Consider the following 18,306-nt stretch of genomic DNA (forward strand, 5'->3'; position numbering starts at 1 on the left):
TTTAAAATATTGCTTCAAATTCAGTATATATGATTCTGGTTTCTTGCGGCCTCAAGGGCCTCCATAGTATCAATAGGGGCTCCTGGGTCGTTTTCCTGAGCCATCCATTTATCAAGTCTGTCGCTTAACTTGTTTTTTATTTCGGAATAATCAGGGTTATCGGCGAGGTTGTTCATTTCGTATGGGTCTTCTGATGTGTGGTAGAGCTGCTCTGCGGGCCTTCTTGTGAACCTCTCAACGAGCTTATACACATCTTCCTGATTGTAGGAGCTGGAAACCCACGAATGCCAGAAGTCCGCACCTCCCATCACGTGCTTTTCAATATAGAGCCTATCCGGGCAGAGATTGCGTATATATCTGTACTGCCCATCAAAGACTGTCCGGATAGGGTATTGCGGGCCTTCGGGTACGTTATTGTGTATGCCGAACACGTAATCACGGTGTTTGTTTGTATTGCCTTTAATCACATCAAGAAAACTCTTTCCGTCGAATTCAAGCTCTTCAGGATTTCCACCTGCAAGCTCTATAATCGTGGGGAGGAAATCGCAGTATTGAACCATTGCCTCTGTCCGTTTATTCACCGGCGCAACTCCCGGCCAGCGGGCTATCAAGGCTGTATGCAGGCCGGTATCCCAATTCGTCCACTTATTCCCCGGAAACTTAGAGCCCTGCTCTGAAGAGAAGAGCACAAGGGTGTTATCCGCCTTTCCGGACTGCTCAAGGGCTTCTAAAATATCGCCAACCTGCGAATCCATATATGTTATTTCTGCAAGATACTTTGAAAAATTATCGCGCGTTTCCTGCGTATCTGCCATATTGGGAGGCAGTTTCAGCTGATCAGCGGGATACCTGCTCGCATCTCCCATTACCCACGGGGCGTGCGGCTCAACGAGACATACAGAGAGATAGAACGGCGAAGAATCATCTTCCATATACCGCCTGATATACTGCGTATCGTGCGGCTGGGTGGGGTTTCGAACACATTTTTGATCAAACCCTTCAATGTAATCAAACGGGAAAGCAGATTTCGGTCGTATATGCCTCTTGCCTGTAAGCCCTGCACGATAGCCCAGTTCGGAGAGGTAATGCGGGGCGCTTTTAATATCGTTTCGGCATTTGGAATGATTCCAGCTTGCCCCGTTGCTTATTGGATGAAGCCCTGTCTGCAATTCTGAGCGGCAAGGCAGACACATAGCCTCTGAGAGGTAGGCTTTGTTGAACACAAGCCCCTCAGATGCAAGCTGGTTTATGTTGGGGGTATAGGCATTCTCGCCGCCGTAAAGGGGAAGGTCTCTGAAGGTGCAGTCGTCGGCCATTATCAGAAGCACATTCGGGCGGGATGAATCTGACTCGTTTGAGCTGAAAATATCCGCTGAAGCATCCGAAAAAACCGAGGAGAATGCTGCAAAGCCTGCCAGTTTTATAAAATTTCTTCTCTTCATTATATACACCCTGATTGGATCTTAATGCTTGAAGTTTTCCTGCCAGAAAAGGGCTATCTGATTAAAATCACCTATATTTATAACGCCGTCTGAAAGGGGGTCTTTGGGGCAAATCACAGGAGAAACCGGCTGCATTACGAGCTGCATAGCTCCGCCGTAAAGGAACACAACTTCCTCATGACTGAGGCTTCTGCTGTAAATCCTGAATTCATCGATTTTGGCCTTCAGGAATTCGCCGTCTCCTGAGGGAGAAGAACCTATAAAAGACCGGCCTGCATTTGAATAATCTTCAGAAGTGAGGGAGGTTTCACCCTCGGCTGTTAAAACACCGTCTTTATAGATTTTCGTGAAACCTCCAGTTTTGTTTGTGATGCACAGATGATGCCAGCCGGCCTGGAAATCGGGATAAACAGCAAATTCATATTCGGCTTCCTTTTCAAAATCTGCACTCGAAGCTGCTATTAGAAAATCAATCGAATTTCTCGTTTCCCATGCATCCGGCTGATCCAAAAACCAGAAACTGATTGTGAAGCCTTGGTCTGCGGCATCGAAAATTCCGCTCGGGAGCTCAACGGCAAACGTACCGTCCAGCTCGAGACAGCCCGCCTCAACTCCTGAAGGATTCCAAGCAGTATCCGGAGCATCTTTCAGCACATCAGCGTGGTAAGAATTTGCAGAATTATCGTAGGCCACTGCCCCGCTGGTTTCGTCGAATGGATAATAAGCCTCAAGCCCCTCCGGCTCTTCAGCAGCGGCAAAAACCCAATGGCTCTGTGCAAGCCAGTTCTCCGCCAAGATCTGCAAGTCTTGAAGGTTAATCAGGCAATCGTTATTGATATCGGCAGGCTGACTGCTGCCCTCAAGGCAGCGTTTGATATCCAGAGCGATAGAATCAATTGAAATCACTCCGCTGGCCGTCTGTGATGGAGAATTTTCAAGGCCGAATTCCAAATAAGCAACTTCGGAAATATTCACGCCCTCGTTCGAAAATTCTTCGAGCTTAATCCGCACACGAGACGGCGCTGCATAGATCAAATCTTCCTGCAAATATGCCTTTTTGCTCACTCCGCCTGAATCTTCCAACTGAACGTAGAAATCTGCGGGCTGATTTTCCGGCTCTCCTCTGAAATAAAATTCTAAAATCTGGGTCCCGCAAGCAGTGAAGTCTTTAGGCTGGTTAAATGACCTGCCAACTGCCGATTTTTCAGTTCCGTTTTGATTTTGGTAGCTCAGTTTCAAAGATTTTCCATAAGCCGGCAGCCCCAGCTCGATTAAGGAGCCTGTGGAATTAGTTGTTCCGTCCTGCCAATCGGCGAGCAGCTGGGCATCTGAGGAGTATTGATCGAAATCTTCAATGATTCCTGGATTCTCGTATGAGAGCTCCAGCACCTCGCTGCTTCCTTCCAGATCCGGATGGGAGGGGGAATAGCAATCCACGCGGCAGTAGTAGTTCTCCCCGAAGAACATCCCCTGCGTATTAGGCTGCCAAGAAGTTTGGTTTATCCCTGAAACGGATGATACAATCTGCTCGAAACTGGAATCTGAAGCTATAAGAACATCGTACCTCAGATCAGGATACAGCTCGACCAGCAGATCGGCCGGCCTTTCCCAGCTGAGAGAAATAAACGGAAGGTCCCCGCTTGCAGTAAGCGGGAAATCTCTGAGGGGGTCGGTATTTACTGCCCACACCTGACTTTCCCACGGGCTTTCTGCGTAGCCGGAATTTATCGCTTCCACTTTCCAATAGTATGTGGTTTGTTCATCAAGGTAAATCTGGTTTTCAGTGAGCCCAAGCTCAAAACGCCCCTGCAAATCAGGGCCGGAAATCTGCGGCTGATGCAGCAGCGTACCGAAGTGGTTCGCTGAATCGGCCTGCGTAACATTCTCCAGAGAAGTGCCGAGATAAACGTTATAACTGTTCGCATACATCCCGCCTGCCCAAGAAAAACTTGACAGTGAAACTCTGGCATCAGATCCGTTTTCCGGGCTCGGACTGCACGGCTCAGGCGGACTGACAGCCTGATCAAAAATCTGGCCTCTCACAGGCGTGCCCTGCAGCCCCTGAAAGATCTGCCGGTTATCCATATCGAGAAACGGCTCTGTGTAGTTGTCGTTTAAGCCGCCCATATGAATGGAGAGCTGATCTTTGCCAAGAAACGCCGATGTTCTGTTGCCGGTAAGGTCTGTTGACTGCGGGGCATTGATGAGGTATTTAATCTGCCTCTCACCGTTCACAGAAGAAAAGACCATACCGGTTTGAAGATTCAAGGACACATACGCCTTATTCTCCTGTCCGGCCTCTAAATCGCCCAGGACCACTGAAACCGCCCCGTTGATATTATCCAGATCCATCAGCTCACGAACCGGAGCATCGCCGCCTGTTCTAACGGCATACACCAGCTCACCGCCGCAGATATAAAGCCCGCTGCCGTGCAGTACACCGCCAACCTCAATGATAACTACCGGGCCGGTCTGTTCGTCCAAATCGGCCCGAGAAGGGGTGAATTTTGCGGCGAATGTTATTTCGCTTTCAGGATTCAAGGCAGGAACATCGCCTGAAGAACCGTCTTTGGGAGCAGTATAATCCACAAGGGCCTCTGAATCATCGAGCCAAGGGACAATCTCTCCCGACCTTGCAGGAGCAACTGCAAAACTGATAACAGCTAAAAAATAAACAATTTTTATCATAGCTTCATCTCTCTTATAAAAAAAAACGCGAATTTATTTAAGGGAATCTAAGTGCAGCTTGGGGTTTACAAAAAGAGGCATTGCAAGGCCTGCATTTCCTGCTCCCTTACCCATTGGCACAAATGAACAAATTGTGAGGAAACGGTCTTTCGGATTTAATCTGATATCAAAATCCACAGGTTTATCTACCGGTGTTTGATTATTAACCTCAAATCGAAGCTTACCATCTACGAGAACCTGCATATCGCAAACAATTGACTTAAAACCAGACTTATCCTGCCATTTCTCGGGTTCAGCGAATACAGCATCGTTAAAAATGCTGTCTGAAAGGCCAAATTTAGCAGTGAATCTGGACATACGAAAATTCGGCACAATTCCCCTAATCTTTTCGAGATCGAAGGTAACGCCCTGCTCTGGGTGGATATATATAGCAGATGTTTCAGGATATCTTTGCTTGACGCCCTGAAGGGTCATAACATGCGGAAGAACCTTACCTGACCGCGGATGATAAGCACCATTGAGCACACCAACTCTATACCTTACATTAGTATCAGGCAGCCCGCTGAAAGTATGACCTTGGCTTGAAACCTTAACCGGCCCTCGGCCTCCATCAGGCATAAATACCCCATCAATAAAGGGCAGAGAATCTACAGCAAGGTAGTCTTCATACTCAGTTGTAACGGACTCAAATTCCTTGATATCATCTGAATATTCCCCTTTGATGGTAACTATACCGCTTTTGTATTTCCCTGTCCCAAGGCCGTTTCCCCCGCCTACCATATCGGCAAGGTCTAAAGTTTCCTGGCCTCTCCATACTGCCTTGAATTTAGAGTTAATGCTCCGGACAAACTCCTCGGGGTCGGGGTTTATCTCTACAGCATCGGAGTTTGCGTTTGAAATACCGAGAGCTTTACCCTTTGTAAGCTCCCTTTTTGCCTTTTTGAGCCAAGAATTTCCGCTTATAAATGCGGCCTTTCCTTTTATCATATGGGCTTCAGTCCAGCCCTTTTTGTCTTTATATACCCCGAACTCCGTACCGAGATCAATAAGACGCATATTATCGGTATGAACGGTAAACCCGATACCCTGATCGCCTACCTTTGCATAAATCCGGCCGTAATCGAGCTGAAGGTCGCTTTGTTTGCTTAAATCAAACTCTGCAGGCGCTTCTACTGTTATCAAAACATCGTTAGGCGTCTTCAGTTCGATATAGCCTTCAGAAAGCGATACCTTGTTATTTGCCCAAATTGAATCGCCGCTAGAAAAAGAAACGGAAGAATCTGAAAACTGGGCGTTTAATGCGTCCTCAACTACAGCAGCTCTAATAGACTGATTAGTCCTGTCTGCAAAGGTAAGGATCAATACGATAGCCAGCATAGCAGCAGCGGAGAGTACAAATGCGATCACTGAGGACTTGCTGTACTGCCTTTTTGGGATATCATAGTGAACGTCTTCTATAAGGCAGCCCTGCTTTTCTTTCTCCTGCCTGCATTTTCTAATAGCAGGGGCACGTTTTTCTGCCTCAATGATTTTCTCTGCAAGCTCATCATCTATTTTTGGTATCGAGGAAATATTTATCTCTTTGAGAGTACTGTAAACATTGACATACTTTTTATACAGAGCTCGGGCCTCAGGGCTTTCTCTTAGCGTATCCTGAACCTCTTCAAATTCATCTCTGCCTGCCCAGCCTTCCAGAAGCTTTAAAACCTTAAGGCCGAACTGTTTTTTCTCATATTTAGAATTAAACATTTACATCTTCCTCTCTATACAGCTCAGCAAAACAAGATGTATGTTGTTCAGCCTTCGGTAAATCGTATGAATGCTTTTTCCATAAAACGACGCTATTTTCTTTACTGTCCATCCTTTTTGGTATCTCATTTCTATTAATTGTGCAAAACCATACTGAAGCTGATCTATGCATTCTTTAAGTATTCCATTTATTCGTTTTAATTCAGGGCTGTCCTGCTCGCCGCTGAGCAGCTCCAATATATCATCATCAAAAACCAGTTTCGATTTGCGGCTTTTTCTTATAAACTGCAGAGCCTTGTATTTCGCTGTTACGCAGGCCCAGGCAGTGAAGCTGGAGTCTCTCTCGAATTTGTCGAATTTCTCCCAAAGCGAGGTAACCGTATCCTGATAGATATCCTCTGCATCAGAGTAGTTCGGCACAATTGAGAGGATGTACCTGAATACGAGCCTCTGGTTTTGGGTAACCAGATTCAAGAATAATTTCGTATCAGAGTCTTCTGTTTTTCGTTTCATTAAATTTTCCCCTGAATATCACTTCAACTGTTTATCCGGTTCAGACCATTTTTTTTGCAAAATTTCGAAATTTTTATTTTGACTGTTTATAACAGACCCACCTGATAATATAATGAGCTACGACAGTAAAAAAACATAGAAATATTCAGAGCTGTATATATAATGCAAAAAATCAGGTTTTAACCGGATTATTATAAAGAAGAACGAGTAAAACAAGAAGGCAAATATATGAACGAAACAATCAGAGACAAAATGCTCTTCGGGGCATCAGCGTACAGCCCTCCATACCAGCGCACCCGAGAGATGACTCTCGACGAGATGCTTCTGGATAATCGAATTCTGTTTATGATAGGCGAAATCAATTACAGAATGTCAACAGAAGTGATTATGAAGCTTCTTCACCTCGAGAACAACAAGCCCGGGGCGGAGATAAGTATGTACATAAATTCTCCGGGAGGCAGCGTTGACGACACGATGGCGATTTACGATACGATGCGTTTTATCAGCTCGCCTGTTTCCACATACTGCATCGGAAGGGCTCAGTCCGGCGGGGCTATAATCCTCGCCTCAGGAGCTGAAGGAAAACGCTTTGCACTGCCGCATGCAAAGGTGATGATTCATCAGCCATGGGGCGGAGTTACAGGGCAGGCAGAAGATGTGCATATTCAGGCCGAGGAGATTATAAGAAGCAAAAATATAATCAACGGAATCCTCGCAAAGCATACGAACAAAACCGTTGAGCAGCTTCAGGAAGACACCGAAAGAGATAAGTATATGACGGCAGAAGAAGCAAAGAAATACGGCATAATAGACGACGTGCTTGAAACGCCGGAATGACAATCAGCTATTTTGATTAGATTGAAAATCAATTAATAAGGAATAATAATGGTATCGAATCAGTTAATACCGATGGTAATAGAAAAAGAAGGACGCGGCGAGAGAGCATACGATATCTATTCGCGTCTTTTGAAAGACCGTATCGTCTTTCTCGGCGGAGGAGTTGACGACAATATAGCGAATCTTGTAATAGCTCAGCTTCTTTTTTTGAGCAACGAAGACAGCGAAGCAGACATCCACTTCTACATAAACTCACCCGGCGGTTCGGTAAGCGCGGGGCTTGCGGTTTATGATACAATGCGGTTTCTCCGCTGCGATGTGGCCACATACTGCATCGGTCAGGCGGCAAGCATGGGGGCGGTTCTCTTTGCCGGCGGAACAGAGGGCAAGAGATGTATGCTCCCAAACAGCAGGATACTGCTTCATCAGCCGCTTATTTCCGGTGTAATGCAGGGGCCTGCTACTGATCTGGAGATAGAGGCGAAGGAGATTATCCGCCTCCGCAAGCGGCTTTACAACATCCTCTCATTCCACACAGGCAAAAGCGAGGAGCAGGTTGTAAAAGACTGCGACCGCAACCTCTGGCTCGAAGCGCAGGAATCAATTGATTACGGGCTTGCGGATAAGATTCTTGAAAAAGAGCCTGCAAAATAACGGCAGGTTGAATTTGACATCTCAAAGCAATCTGTTTCAATTTCAGCAGATTGCTTTTCTTTTTGGTAATTAGTTACATTTAAGGAACTGCATATGGCACACAGGATTGTTGACAAGGAAAAATTGAGCGAAAATGTTTACAGGATGGAAATTGAAGCGAAATATGTTGCCGAGGCGAGGGAGCCCGGGCAGTTTGTACTAATCGCCTACGATAACGACAGAAGCGAGAGAATACCGCTCACAATTGCAGATGTTGATCTGGATAAAGGCACGATAACAGTAATATTTCAGGCGGTTGGGAAATCAACTATCGAATTCGCATCTCTGAATGTGGGAGACAGCTTTGATGCAGTGGCCGGGCCGCTTGGCAATCCCACTGACATTGAAAAATACGGAAAAGTAGTCTGCGTAGGAGGCGGAATCGGAAACGCCCCGCTTTACCCGATAGTAAAGGCATTGAAACAGGCCGGCAATGAGGTAATCTCCATTTTAGGGGCTAGAAACAAGGAACTTCTTATCCTGGAAGAGCAGTTCAAAGAAATAAGCGATGAAATTATCACAGTAACAGACGACGGTTCCTATGGCAGAAAGGCACTGGTAACTGAACCGCTTGGCGAGCTATGCTCAAAGGGGGAGATCGACCTTTGCGTTGCTATAGGTCCGGCGATAATGATGAAATTCTGCTGCCAGACCACGAAAAAGTATGACATTCCTACGATAGTATCGCTTAACAGCATAATGGTTGACGGTACAGGGATGTGCGGGGGCTGCCGGGTTGAAGTTGGCGGAGAAACAAAATTCACCTGCGTTGACGGGCCGGAATTCGACGGACACAAGGTTGATTTCGACCAGCTCATCAAGAGGCTCGGGTCTTACAAGAAATACGAGCAGCAGGCCGCTGCTGAGCATAACTGCAAGCTGGAGGGCAAACTGTAATGAAAAGCAATATGGAACTTCTCAAAGAGCTGATGGAGAAGGAAGCTGCCGGCGAGCTTACAAACAAAGAGCGAATGAAGATTCCTCAGCAGCCAATGCCCGAGCAGGATCCGAATGAAAGGCGAAGCAACATAAATGAAGTTGCACTTGGCTACACCGAGGAGCAGGCGAGAATTGAGGCTATGCGATGCCTTGACTGCAAAAACGCACCCTGCATTGAAGGCTGCCCTGTACAGATTGATATTAGAAGCTTCGTAAAACAGATAGCAGACGGTAAATTCACAGAAGCCCTTGATACGATAAAGCAGACCTCACTTCTGCCGGCGGTTTGCGGCAGGGTATGCCCTCAAGAAACGCAGTGTCAGGAAACCTGCACGCTTGGGAAGGTTATGAAAGATCCAATGAAGGCAGTGTCTATTGGAAGGCTCGAGAGATACGTGGCAGACCGCTGCGCTGAGCAGTCCGAATCGCCGAAAGTGGCAGAAGATACAGGGAAAAAGGTAGCGATAGTCGGCTCAGGTCCAGGCGGGCTTGTAGCCGCTGCGGACTGCAGAAGAGCAGGGCATAAGGTTACTGTATTCGAAGCCTTCCACAAACCCGGCGGCGTGCTTATGTACGGGATTCCGGAATTCAGGCTGCCCAAGGAGCTTGTAGCAAAGGAGATCGAAACGCTCAAGCAAATGGACGTTGAGATAATGTGCAATTTTATTATCGGAAAAACACGCTCAATCAGCCAGCTTATGAATGAAGACGGCTACGATGCAATGTTTCTGGCTGTGGGGGCTGGGCTGCCCCGATTTATGAATATACCGGGCGAGAACCTTATCGGCGTTTACAGCGCCAATGAATACCTCACACGAGCCAACCTTATGAACGCCTACAAATTCGGCAGTGAATCTGACACGCCGATAATCAGGGGCGGAAAGGTAGCTGTGATTGGGGGCGGGAATGTTGCGATGGATGCGGCAAGAACCGCCCTGCGGCTCGGTGCTGAGAGCGTAAAGCTTATTTACAGACGTACAGAAAAAGAGATGCCCGCACGTATTGAGGAAATCCACCACGCCAAAGAAGAAGGCGTTGAGGTGAATATCCTGAAAAGCCCGATAGAATACAAAGGCGACGAAGAGGGCTGGGTTAAATCTATGGTATGCCAGAGCTTTGAGCTGGGCGAGCCGGATGATTCAGGAAGAAGACGGCCTGTTCCGATTGAAGGCTCGGAAGAAGAATTCGAGATCGACACAGTAATTGTGGCTATCGGAAACAAAGCCAATCCCCTGCTGAGAAGAGCAACCCCTGAGCTTGAATACAACAAATGGGGCAATATAAATATCGGCGAGAACTGCGAAACGAACCTGCCCGGAGTGTATGCGGGCGGAGACGCAGCCCTTGGCGCTGCTACTGTAATCCTTGCTATGGGGCATGGAAGAACAGCAGCGAAAGCAATTAACGATTATCTGGCCGAAAAAAGCTGACTTAAAACTCGATTTACCAAAATAAACTCAAACTGTCTCTAATATTACTGGGGGCAGTTTTTTATATTTTTTAAACAAAAAACCGAGAGACAGCTCTTTATATGTCCATTAAACTCCCCAAAACACAGACAAGCAGAATCGGGCATTCACACTATTCTGACACAAGCCTTGCCAAACTGTCAGATTGACACCTTGAAAAGGTTATATCACCGCTGAAAGCTTTATTTCCCTCTCTCAAAGACTTAAAAAGCTTGTGGCACGGGGATTGCTTAGTTGCTAAGCGAACGAATTTTGAAATTTAAACTTTGATAATGGGAGTTTTAAAATGGGCAAAGTTATAGGAATAGATCTTGGTACAACCAACTCGGTTGTAGCTCTAATGGAAGGGTCTAACCCGAAGGTTCTTGTAAACTCTTCAGGTTCAAGGCTTACCCCGTCTGTTGTGGGTTTCACAGACAAGGGTGAAAGGCTTGTAGGCCAAACAGCAAGACACCAGCAGGTTACGAACCCTGAAAATACTGTATTCTCAGTAAAGCGGTTTATGGGCCGCAAGCACGGCGAAGTGAGTTCGGAAGAGAAAACCGTTCCTTACAAGGTAAGCGGCGGAACCGAGGAGCTTGTAAAGATACATGCCGGCGGAAAAGAATACACCCCGCCAGAGATATCAGCGATGATTCTTCAAGACCTTAAGAAAACAGCTGAAGACTACCTTGGCGAAACTGTAGAACAGGCAGTAATTACCGTGCCTGCATACTTCAATGATTCTCAGAGGCAGGCAACTAAAGATGCAGGCAAGATTGCAGGGCTGAAAGTTGAAAGGATTATCAACGAACCTACTGCAGCTGCACTTGCATACGGGCTTGAGAAGAAGAAAGACGAAAAAATAGCAGTATTCGACTTCGGCGGCGGTACTTTCGATATATCAATCCTCGATATCGGAGAAAACGTTGTAGAAGTTCTCAGCACAAACGGCGACGGCCACCTCGGCGGCGACGATCTAGATGAAGTGCTGATGAACCATCTTGCAGATGAATTCCGCAAGAATAACGGGATAGACCTAAGAGAAGACCCAATGGCTCACCAGAGGCTCAAAGAAGCCGCTGAAAAGGCTAAATGCGAGCTCTCAAGCCAGCTTGAGGCCAACATCAATCTGCCGTTTATCACCGCAGACTCTTCAGGGCCTAAGCACCTTCAGATGAATGTTTCAAGAAGCAAATTCGAGGCTCTTGCAGAAGATGTATTCGAAAAGCTCAAAGGCCCGTGCAAACAGGCCTTAAGCGATGCCGGCCTTGAATCCAAAGACATTTCAGAGGTTCTGCTGGTAGGCGGTTCAACAAGGGTTCCGAAGGTTCAGGAAATCACAAAGAGCATATTCGGCAAAGACCCTAATAAGAGCATCAACCCTGATGAGGTGGTATCTCTGGGCGCTGCTGTGCAGGGCGCTATCCTGTCCGGCGATGAAGGCGTTAAGGATATTCTGCTTCTGGACGTTACACCGCTGTCTCTGGGTATCGAGACCCTCGGCGGCGTAATGACCAAGCTGATAGAGAAGAATACCACAATACCGACCAGCAAGAAGGAAGTGTTCTCAACAGCAGCGGATAATCAGACTGCTGTGGACGTTCACGTTCTTCAGGGCGAGCGTGAATTCGCCAAAGACAACAGGACCCTTGGCAGATTCCAGCTCAGCGATATTCCGCCTGCTCCAAGAGGCGTGCCTCAGATTGAGGTGTCTTTTGATATTGATGCGAACGGGATTCTTCACGTAAGCGCAAAGGACACTGCTACCGGCAAGGAGCAGTCTATCGAGATCAAGAGCAGCTCCGGACTTACAGAAGAAGAAGTTGAAAAGATGAAGAAAGACGCCGAGGAGCACGCTGAGGAAGACAAGAAGCGCAAAGAACTGATTGAGGTGAAGAATCAGGCAGACCAGCTTGTTTACTCAACAGAAAAAACGCTCAAGGAACACGGAGACAAGGTTTCCGCTGAGGCAAAGAGCAATATAGAAAGCGCTCTTAACAACCTCAAGGAAGCCCAGAAAAGCGACGACAAAGACGCCATACAGAAAGCTATAGAAAAGCTCAGCGAAGCCTCGCAGGAGCTTGGAAAAGTACTTTATGAAGAAGCAGCTCAAAATCAGCAGGCTGAAGGCGGCCAGCAGCAGGCCGGCGGAGAAACCGACCAGCAGGCAGCCGACGATTCTAAGAAGAAAAAGGACGATGACGTTATAGATGCTGAATTTGAGAGTAATGAATAAAAGCTTTCAGTATTGAGACAATTTCTTTAGGGCTGTTTCTAATTTGAGAAGCAGCCCTTTTTTATTTGCCCACAAGCGAGCTGTCTGCAGGGACTCTGTATGCAGAATTCACGTCTGTAATGCTCTTTTCAGAGGTTGGATTGAAGGTAACTTTAACTGAACTGTTCACAGAAACTTGACTAACTTCCTGCTCAGCTCCATTCAGCCAGCGTACTTTGAGAACCACATCTTTCTGCCTTTTGCCCAACCCGAAATGAAGCGTCTTCTGGTTTTGATTGCCCTGCCCAGTTCCGATTTCCACCTGCCGAACTAAAAGGCTTTGCCCATTCTGAATAAAAACCTGACTGCCTGCTGCATCTTTATCTATCCGCTCACCATCACCAACCAGCTGAACCTTGAGCCAAGAATTTCCATTGCCCTGATTGATGAAAACCTTGCGATCCGTTACCAGATCAATAAAGCCGTCATTGTTGAAATCAGCCCAAGCTGCCTGATATGTCGGGCTGAGCCCGGAAAGCCCAGCCTGTTGGGTAACATTTGTGAATTGCCAGCTGCCCTCATTTCTGTAAAGAACCGGATGATTCTTCTTGCCGAATGAAGCAGTTTTATAAACAGTTGTGAAAAACAAATCAACGTCCCCGTCGTTATCGTAATCACCAGCTGCCGGAGAAGCGTAAGATTCCTGATAATGCAGGCCGCACTGCCCCATATCCTCGAATATGTAATCCGCATGGGAGCCTTTGTTCCTCAAAAAAACCGACTCGGGCTGCGTTCCTCGCGAATCTTTATGGGCAAAATTGCCCGCGAAGATGTCAAAAAAGCCGTCGTTATCAAAATCCGCCCAAACTGCCCCTATGGAATGCCCGCCATTAAATTCCCCGCTGCCGGCCTGCGCGTTGTACAATTCCGCCTTGTTCTCAAATTCTCCGCTGCCGTTATTAACCCAAAGCAGATTCGGCTGAAGCCTGTAATTCGACACATAAACGTCGGCATCCGAATCTCTGTCAAAGTCGCAGGCTGCTGCCCCCCTAGCCCTGTACTTCTTCACCTGCCAGACCTTTTCCCACCCCTTGTCCTTTCGATTCAGTATAAGAGCATCGGGGTATGTCAGCCCTTTCTTCCTATTCTCATAGCCTGCAATGTAAATATCTGTGAACCCGTCTGAATTGAAATCAGCGCAGCAGGCGGAAAGGCTTGAACCAATCGGGAGATCAGGAAATTCGGTCTCTTTGAAAGCTTGCCCTCCCTGATTTATCAGCAGTCTTTGTTTATTGTAAACGAACATATCAGGGAAGCCGTCGTTGTTGAAATCTGAAAATACTGCCCTGCCTCTGCTTTGAAAAACTTTCTCAAAACCTTTGCCCTGATTGTTTTTCCAAAGTGTTCCATTGCAGTATAAATCTGCCCAGCCGTCGCGATTGTAGTCAACGCAGGAAACCGACCCCTTACTAAGCTTCAAACCCAGCTGAGAAGTTTTATCTGCGAATCTGCTTTCCGCAAACACCGCAGAAACCGCAAGTATGATAACAGCAGCATTTCTCTTCAATTATAAGCCCTTAACAGAGTAAAATCAGTTTTATCAATTTTTCGCCGAAAAGCTGTATTTTAGCTCTTAACAAACAAGAGAACATAAAAATTTTAATCTTTTCATAATTTTGTTTAGAATTGGTTTGACTTGGCCCATCAATTCTATAGAATTCCACGTTCCTTGTCAGCGAAAGCTTTCGAGGAGCTCATTAAAAACTTAACAGGGTACAGACCAGAATCGTTAGGAGTGCCCCTGATATTCGGCTCGCACTGGATATTTGGAGGCAGAAAATAATAACACAGGTGTGTTATAAATCATACTCCTTGCGAGAAACTGGAGTGTGAAGCATCCGTAAAAAATAAAATCACACAAAATCGCTTTTACAGTGAGATTGATGAGATAAGGATTTAAATTGAAGAGTTTGATCCTGGCTCAGAACGAACGCTGGCGGCGTGGTTAAGACATGCAAGTCGCACGAGCCTTTCATGGCTAGTGGCGAAAGGATGAGTAACGGATAGGTAACGTACCCGATGCACAGGTATAGCGTCGAGAGCTTGCTCTCTACCGAAAGGGGCGGTAATACCTGATAATATTGCGAGCTGCAGGGCTGGCAATCAAAGATTTATCGGCATCGGAGCGGCCTATTCCCTATCAGTTAGTTGGTGAGGTAACGGCTCACCAAGGCAACGACGGGTAGCGGGACTGAGAGGTTGGTCCGCCATATCGGGACTGAGACACTGCCCGGACCTCCACGGAGGGCTGCAGTAACGAATCTTGGGCAATGATCGAAAGATTGACCCAGCGACGCCGCGTGCAGGAAGAAGCCCCTCGGGGTGTAAACTGCTGTCAAGAGCAAGTAAGCGCAAGCAGAACTACTCTAAAGGAAGTCACGGCTAACTTCGTGCCAGCAGCCGCGGTAATACGAAGGTGGCAAGCGTTGTTCGGAATCACTGGGCTTAAAGCGTACGCAGGCGGTTTTTTAAGCGTTCTCTGAAATCCCCCGGCTCAACCGGGGAATTGGGGGGCGAACTGGAAAACTTGAGGCATACAGGGGCGGGTGGAACTCTTCGTGGAGCGGTGGAATGCGTAGATATGAAGAGGAACGCCAGAGGTGAAAACGGCCCGCTGGGTATGACCTGACGCTGAGGTACGAAAGCATGGGTAGCGAACGGGATTAGATACCCCGGTAGTCCATGCCGTAAACGATGTGCACTGGTTCGTGGTAATTCTGACATTATCACGGGCGTAGCAAAAGTGTTAAGTGCACCGCCTGGGGAGTACGGTCGCAAGGCTAAAACTCAAAGGAATTGACGGGGGCTCACACAAGCGGTGGAGCATGTGGATTAATTCGAAGCAACGCGCAGAACCTTACCTGGGTTTGACATGTTTGTATGCCTTTCTGGAAACAGAGTCTGGCTGCTCTCTTCGGAGAGTGAAACTTACACAGGTGCTGCATGGCTGTCGTCAGCTCGTGTCGTGAGATGTTGGGTTAAGTCCTTGAACGAGCGAAACCCTTGCCGTTAGTTGCCAGCAGGTTAAGCTGGGGACTCTAACGGGACTGCCGGTGTTAAACCGGAGGAAGGCGGGGATGACGTCAAGTCCTCATGGCCTTTATGCCCAGGGCTTCACACGTGCTACAATGGTAGATACAGATCGACGCAAAACCGTGAGGTTGAGCAAATCGCACAAAGTCTGCCTCAGTTCGGATTGTTCTCTGGCAACTCGAGAACATGAAGTTGGAATCGCTAGTAATCGCGTATCAGCAATGACGCGGTGAATATGTTCCTGAGCCTTGTACACACCGCCCGTCAAGTCATGGAAATCGGGAGCACCCGAAGTCGGCTTGTCAACTCTTCGGAGAGACGGCTGCCTACGGTGAACTCGGTAACTGGGACTAAGTCGTAACAAGGTAGCCGTAGGGGAACCTGCGGCTGGATCACCTCCTTTCTAAGGGATGAAAAAACTAAGCAGTACGGCAATTATGCCGAAAGTTTAGCTGCTTAGCCTTTTACGTCAGACTCCTTAACGATTCAGTGCCCTGATAAGAATTTAGAAGCTCGGTGCTTAACAGCATCGGGCTTTTTTTGATTTCTGAAGAAATATGATATAATTGCCGGTAAGACGTATAAAAAATCAAGAGGCTGATTAGAGAATTTTATAATTTTCCGTTAAAAAAGGCCGGCTCAATTAAGAACCGACCTTTATTATTTGTAAGCTTTTTAGAAGATTACTTGCCGAGGCGCTCTTCAAGGCGGTCAACCTGAGCAACCATACGGTCAGGGAGTTTATCGCCCATTGTTTCAAAGAACTCTCTAACGATAGGAAGCTCTTTCTTCCAGCCTTCGGTATCTACACTGAGGATCTTATCCATCTCTTCATCAGTGAGGTCTATGCCGTCAAGATCGAGGTCTTCCTTCTTAGGCATCTTGCCGATAGCAGTATCGTAAGCGCCGGCCTTGCCGTCAACACGCTCACACATCCACTTGAGAACACGGCTGTTTTCGCCGAATCCAGGCCAGATGAATTTGCCCTTTTCGTTCTTTTGGAACCAGTTCACGTAAAAGATCTTCGGAGCCTTGTTGCCGAGCTTATCGCCCATATCGAACCAGTGCTGCCAGTAGTCTGCCATGTGGTATGCACAGAACGGAAGCATAGCGAATGGGTCGCGGCGGATAGCCACGCCTGAATCGAGAGCAGCGGCAGTTTTCTCAGATGCTGCTGTAGCACCCATGTAAACACCGTGATCCCAGTCCATGGCTTCGGTAACCAGCGGCACAAGCTCGCTTCTGCGGCCTCCAAAGATAAAGATATCGATAGGAACGCCTGCAGGGTCTTCCCAGTCTGGGCAGATTGTGGGGCACTGAGCAGCAGGAGCTGTGAAACGTGCGTTCGGGTGAGCACCCTTCTCGCCTGAATCAGGTGTCCATTCTCTGCCTTTCCAGTCGATGCCGTGCTTGCATTCGCCGTCGCCGTCTTCCCACCATACATCGCCGTCGTCTGTAACAACGCAGTTGGTGAAGATTGAATTCTTTTCGCAAGACTTAACAGCCATCGGGTTTGTTTTGCTGTTAGTTCCGGGGGCTACGCCGAAGAAACCTGACTCAGGATTGATTGCGCGAAGCTGGCCGTTATCTTCCATCTTCATCCATGCAATATCATCACCCACGCATTCAACCTTCCAGCCTTCTACTGTAGATTCAAGCATAGCGAGGTTTGTCTTTCCGCATGCACTTGGGAACGCAGCTGCGATATGGAACTTCTTGCCTTCAGGGTTGGTAAGGCGGAGGATAAGCATATGCTCTGCCATCCAGCCTTCTTTCTTAGCCATAACTGAGGCAATCCTCAAAGCGAGGCATTTCTTACCGAGAAGTGCGTTTCCGCCGTAACCTGAGCCGAAAGACCAGATCTTCTGTTCTTCGGTGAAGTGCGAGATGTATTTCTTGTCAACAGGAGCGCATGGCCACTGTCCGTTATCGCTTTCGCCTTCAGCAAGCGGCTTGCCAACAGAGTGCAGGCAGGGGATAAAATCGCCCTGACCGAGGGTTTCGAGAACCTCATCGCCAACTCTTGTCATAATGTGCATATTGCATACAACGTAGCCGCTGTCTGTGATTTCGAAGCCGATCTTAGAAATCGGAGAGCCGATCGGCCCCATAGAGAACGGGATTACAAAGAGAGTACGGCCTTTCATGCAGCCGTTGTAGAGGTCTCTCATTGTACCTTTGAGCTCGTCCGGGTGGATCCAGTTGTTGGTCGGGCCTGCATCAGATTCATTTTCGCAGGCGATGTATGTACGTCCTTCAACACGTGCAACGTCTGACGGGTCTGAACGGAAGTGGAAGCAGTTTTCGCGTGCTTTCAGGTCTGTTGCAAGACCTTCTTCAACCATTGCTGCCATAGTTGTATCATATTCGTTTTTTGAGCCGTCGCAGAGATGTACATCATCCGGTGTACAAAGCTGGACTGAGTCTGCGATGAACTCATTTAATTTTGAGTTGTTCAAAGCCGCCAGCTTCTCATACTGATCCGGCTTCATACAACCCTTAAGATATTCAAGGGGTTTTTCCATAAGTAGAAATCCTTTTGTAAAGAAATTGCTAAACTGTTTTTCAAGACACACCGATACCGCATCGGAATTAACCGTTCGAGGATTATAAGAAACGAAAAGGGGTTGTCAAACAATATATTTCCGAAGGCGAAAATTTCACAAATACCAACCCTGCGGCATAC

At 47.4% G+C, this 18,306-nt stretch carries 11 protein-coding genes and 1 rRNA gene; 6 read left to right on the plus strand and 6 right to left on the minus strand.

All coding sequences use genetic code 11. The features are described from left to right. Nucleotides 1–20: 20 nt before the first annotated feature. The 4 genes from STSP1_RS03540 to STSP1_RS03555 are packed head-to-tail and all read right to left on the minus strand — an operon-like array spanning nucleotide 21 to nucleotide 6,392. Nucleotides 21–1,442 (minus strand): sulfatase family protein, encoded by a 1,422-nt coding sequence (locus STSP1_RS03540; RefSeq protein WP_085755026.1) that lies wholly within the window; start codon nucleotides 1,440–1,442, stop codon nucleotides 21–23. A gap of 21 nt (nucleotides 1,443–1,463) precedes the next feature. Next, complete coding sequence (locus STSP1_RS03545; protein ID WP_085755027.1) at nucleotides 1,464–4,130, minus strand: LamG domain-containing protein; 2,667 nt, start codon at nucleotides 4,128–4,130, stop codon at nucleotides 1,464–1,466. Nucleotides 4,131–4,163: 33 nt separating this feature from the next. Then, complete coding sequence (locus STSP1_RS03550) at nucleotides 4,164–5,879, minus strand: FecR family protein (RefSeq protein WP_085755028.1); 1,716 nt, start codon at nucleotides 5,877–5,879, stop codon at nucleotides 4,164–4,166. Next, nucleotides 5,880–6,392 (minus strand): sigma-70 family RNA polymerase sigma factor, encoded by a 513-nt coding sequence (locus STSP1_RS03555; protein WP_085755029.1) that lies wholly within the window; start codon nucleotides 6,390–6,392, stop codon nucleotides 5,880–5,882. Between the two features lie 228 nt (nucleotides 6,393–6,620). Between STSP1_RS03555 and STSP1_RS03560 the strand changes: the two genes are divergently transcribed. From STSP1_RS03560 to dnaK, 5 genes are all read left to right on the plus strand, one after another. Next, nucleotides 6,621–7,229, plus strand: coding sequence for a ClpP family protease (locus STSP1_RS03560; RefSeq protein WP_204845031.1), 609 nt, complete (start codon nucleotides 6,621–6,623; stop codon nucleotides 7,227–7,229). Between the two features lie 48 nt (nucleotides 7,230–7,277). After that, a complete protein-coding gene (locus STSP1_RS03565) occupies nucleotides 7,278–7,883 on the plus strand; it encodes an ATP-dependent Clp protease proteolytic subunit (protein ID WP_085755030.1) in 606 nt (201 codons plus the stop codon). A 93-nt stretch (nucleotides 7,884–7,976) separates the two neighbouring features. After that, nucleotides 7,977–8,819, plus strand: a complete 843-nt coding sequence (locus STSP1_RS03570; RefSeq protein WP_085755031.1) for a sulfide/dihydroorotate dehydrogenase-like FAD/NAD-binding protein — start codon at nucleotides 7,977–7,979, stop codon at nucleotides 8,817–8,819. Next, a complete protein-coding gene (gene gltA / locus STSP1_RS03575; RefSeq protein WP_085755032.1) occupies nucleotides 8,819–10,291 on the plus strand; it encodes an NADPH-dependent glutamate synthase in 1,473 nt (490 codons plus the stop codon). The genes STSP1_RS03570 and gltA overlap by 1 nt, the downstream gene beginning before the upstream one ends. Nucleotides 10,292–10,616: 325 nt before the next feature. Further along, nucleotides 10,617–12,548, plus strand: a complete 1,932-nt coding sequence (gene dnaK, locus STSP1_RS03580; protein ID WP_085755033.1) for a molecular chaperone DnaK — start codon at nucleotides 10,617–10,619, stop codon at nucleotides 12,546–12,548. A 61-nt stretch (nucleotides 12,549–12,609) separates the two neighbouring features. Here the strand turns inward: dnaK and STSP1_RS03585 are convergent, their stop codons facing one another. Continuing rightward, nucleotides 12,610–14,094 (minus strand): CRTAC1 family protein, encoded by a 1,485-nt coding sequence (locus STSP1_RS03585; protein WP_085755034.1) that lies wholly within the window; start codon nucleotides 14,092–14,094, stop codon nucleotides 12,610–12,612. A gap of 391 nt (nucleotides 14,095–14,485) precedes the next feature. Between STSP1_RS03585 and STSP1_RS03590 the strand changes: the two genes are divergently transcribed. Further along, nucleotides 14,486–16,023 (plus strand): 16S ribosomal RNA (locus STSP1_RS03590). A gap of 280 nt (nucleotides 16,024–16,303) precedes the next feature. Here STSP1_RS03590 and STSP1_RS03595 read toward each other — a convergent pair. Further along, on the minus strand, nucleotides 16,304–18,112 hold the full coding sequence (locus STSP1_RS03595; RefSeq protein ID WP_085756656.1) for a phosphoenolpyruvate carboxykinase (GTP): 1,809 nt from the start codon (nucleotides 18,110–18,112) through the stop codon (nucleotides 16,304–16,306). Between the last annotated feature and the right edge of the window lie 194 nt (nucleotides 18,113–18,306).

The sequence above is a fragment of the Sedimentisphaera salicampi genome, assembly GCF_002117005.1.
Classification (GTDB): domain Bacteria; phylum Planctomycetota; class Phycisphaerae; order Sedimentisphaerales; family Sedimentisphaeraceae; genus Sedimentisphaera; species Sedimentisphaera salicampi.

Coding starts and splice junctions, on each gene's coding strand:
- STSP1_RS03540 (WP_085755026.1), bottom strand. CDS start 1,442: ATGAAGAGAAGAAATTTTATAAAACTGGCAGGCTTTGCAGCATTCTCC.
- STSP1_RS03545 (WP_085755027.1), bottom strand. CDS start 4,130: ATGATAAAAATTGTTTATTTTTTAGCTGTTATCAGTTTTGCAGTTGCT.
- STSP1_RS03550 (WP_085755028.1), bottom strand. CDS start 5,879: ATGTTTAATTCTAAATATGAGAAAAAACAGTTCGGCCTTAAGGTTTTA.
- STSP1_RS03555 (WP_085755029.1), bottom strand. CDS start 6,392: ATGAAACGAAAAACAGAAGACTCTGATACGAAATTATTCTTGAATCTG.
- STSP1_RS03560 (WP_204845031.1), top strand. CDS start 6,621: ATGAACGAAACAATCAGAGACAAAATGCTCTTCGGGGCATCAGCGTAC.
- STSP1_RS03565 (WP_085755030.1), top strand. CDS start 7,278: ATGGTATCGAATCAGTTAATACCGATGGTAATAGAAAAAGAAGGACGC.
- STSP1_RS03570 (WP_085755031.1), top strand. CDS start 7,977: ATGGCACACAGGATTGTTGACAAGGAAAAATTGAGCGAAAATGTTTAC.
- gltA (WP_085755032.1), top strand. CDS start 8,819: ATGAAAAGCAATATGGAACTTCTCAAAGAGCTGATGGAGAAGGAAGCT.
- dnaK (WP_085755033.1), top strand. CDS start 10,617: ATGGGCAAAGTTATAGGAATAGATCTTGGTACAACCAACTCGGTTGTA.
- STSP1_RS03595 (WP_085756656.1), bottom strand. CDS start 18,112: ATGAAGCCGGATCAGTATGAGAAGCTGGCGGCTTTGAACAACTCAAAA.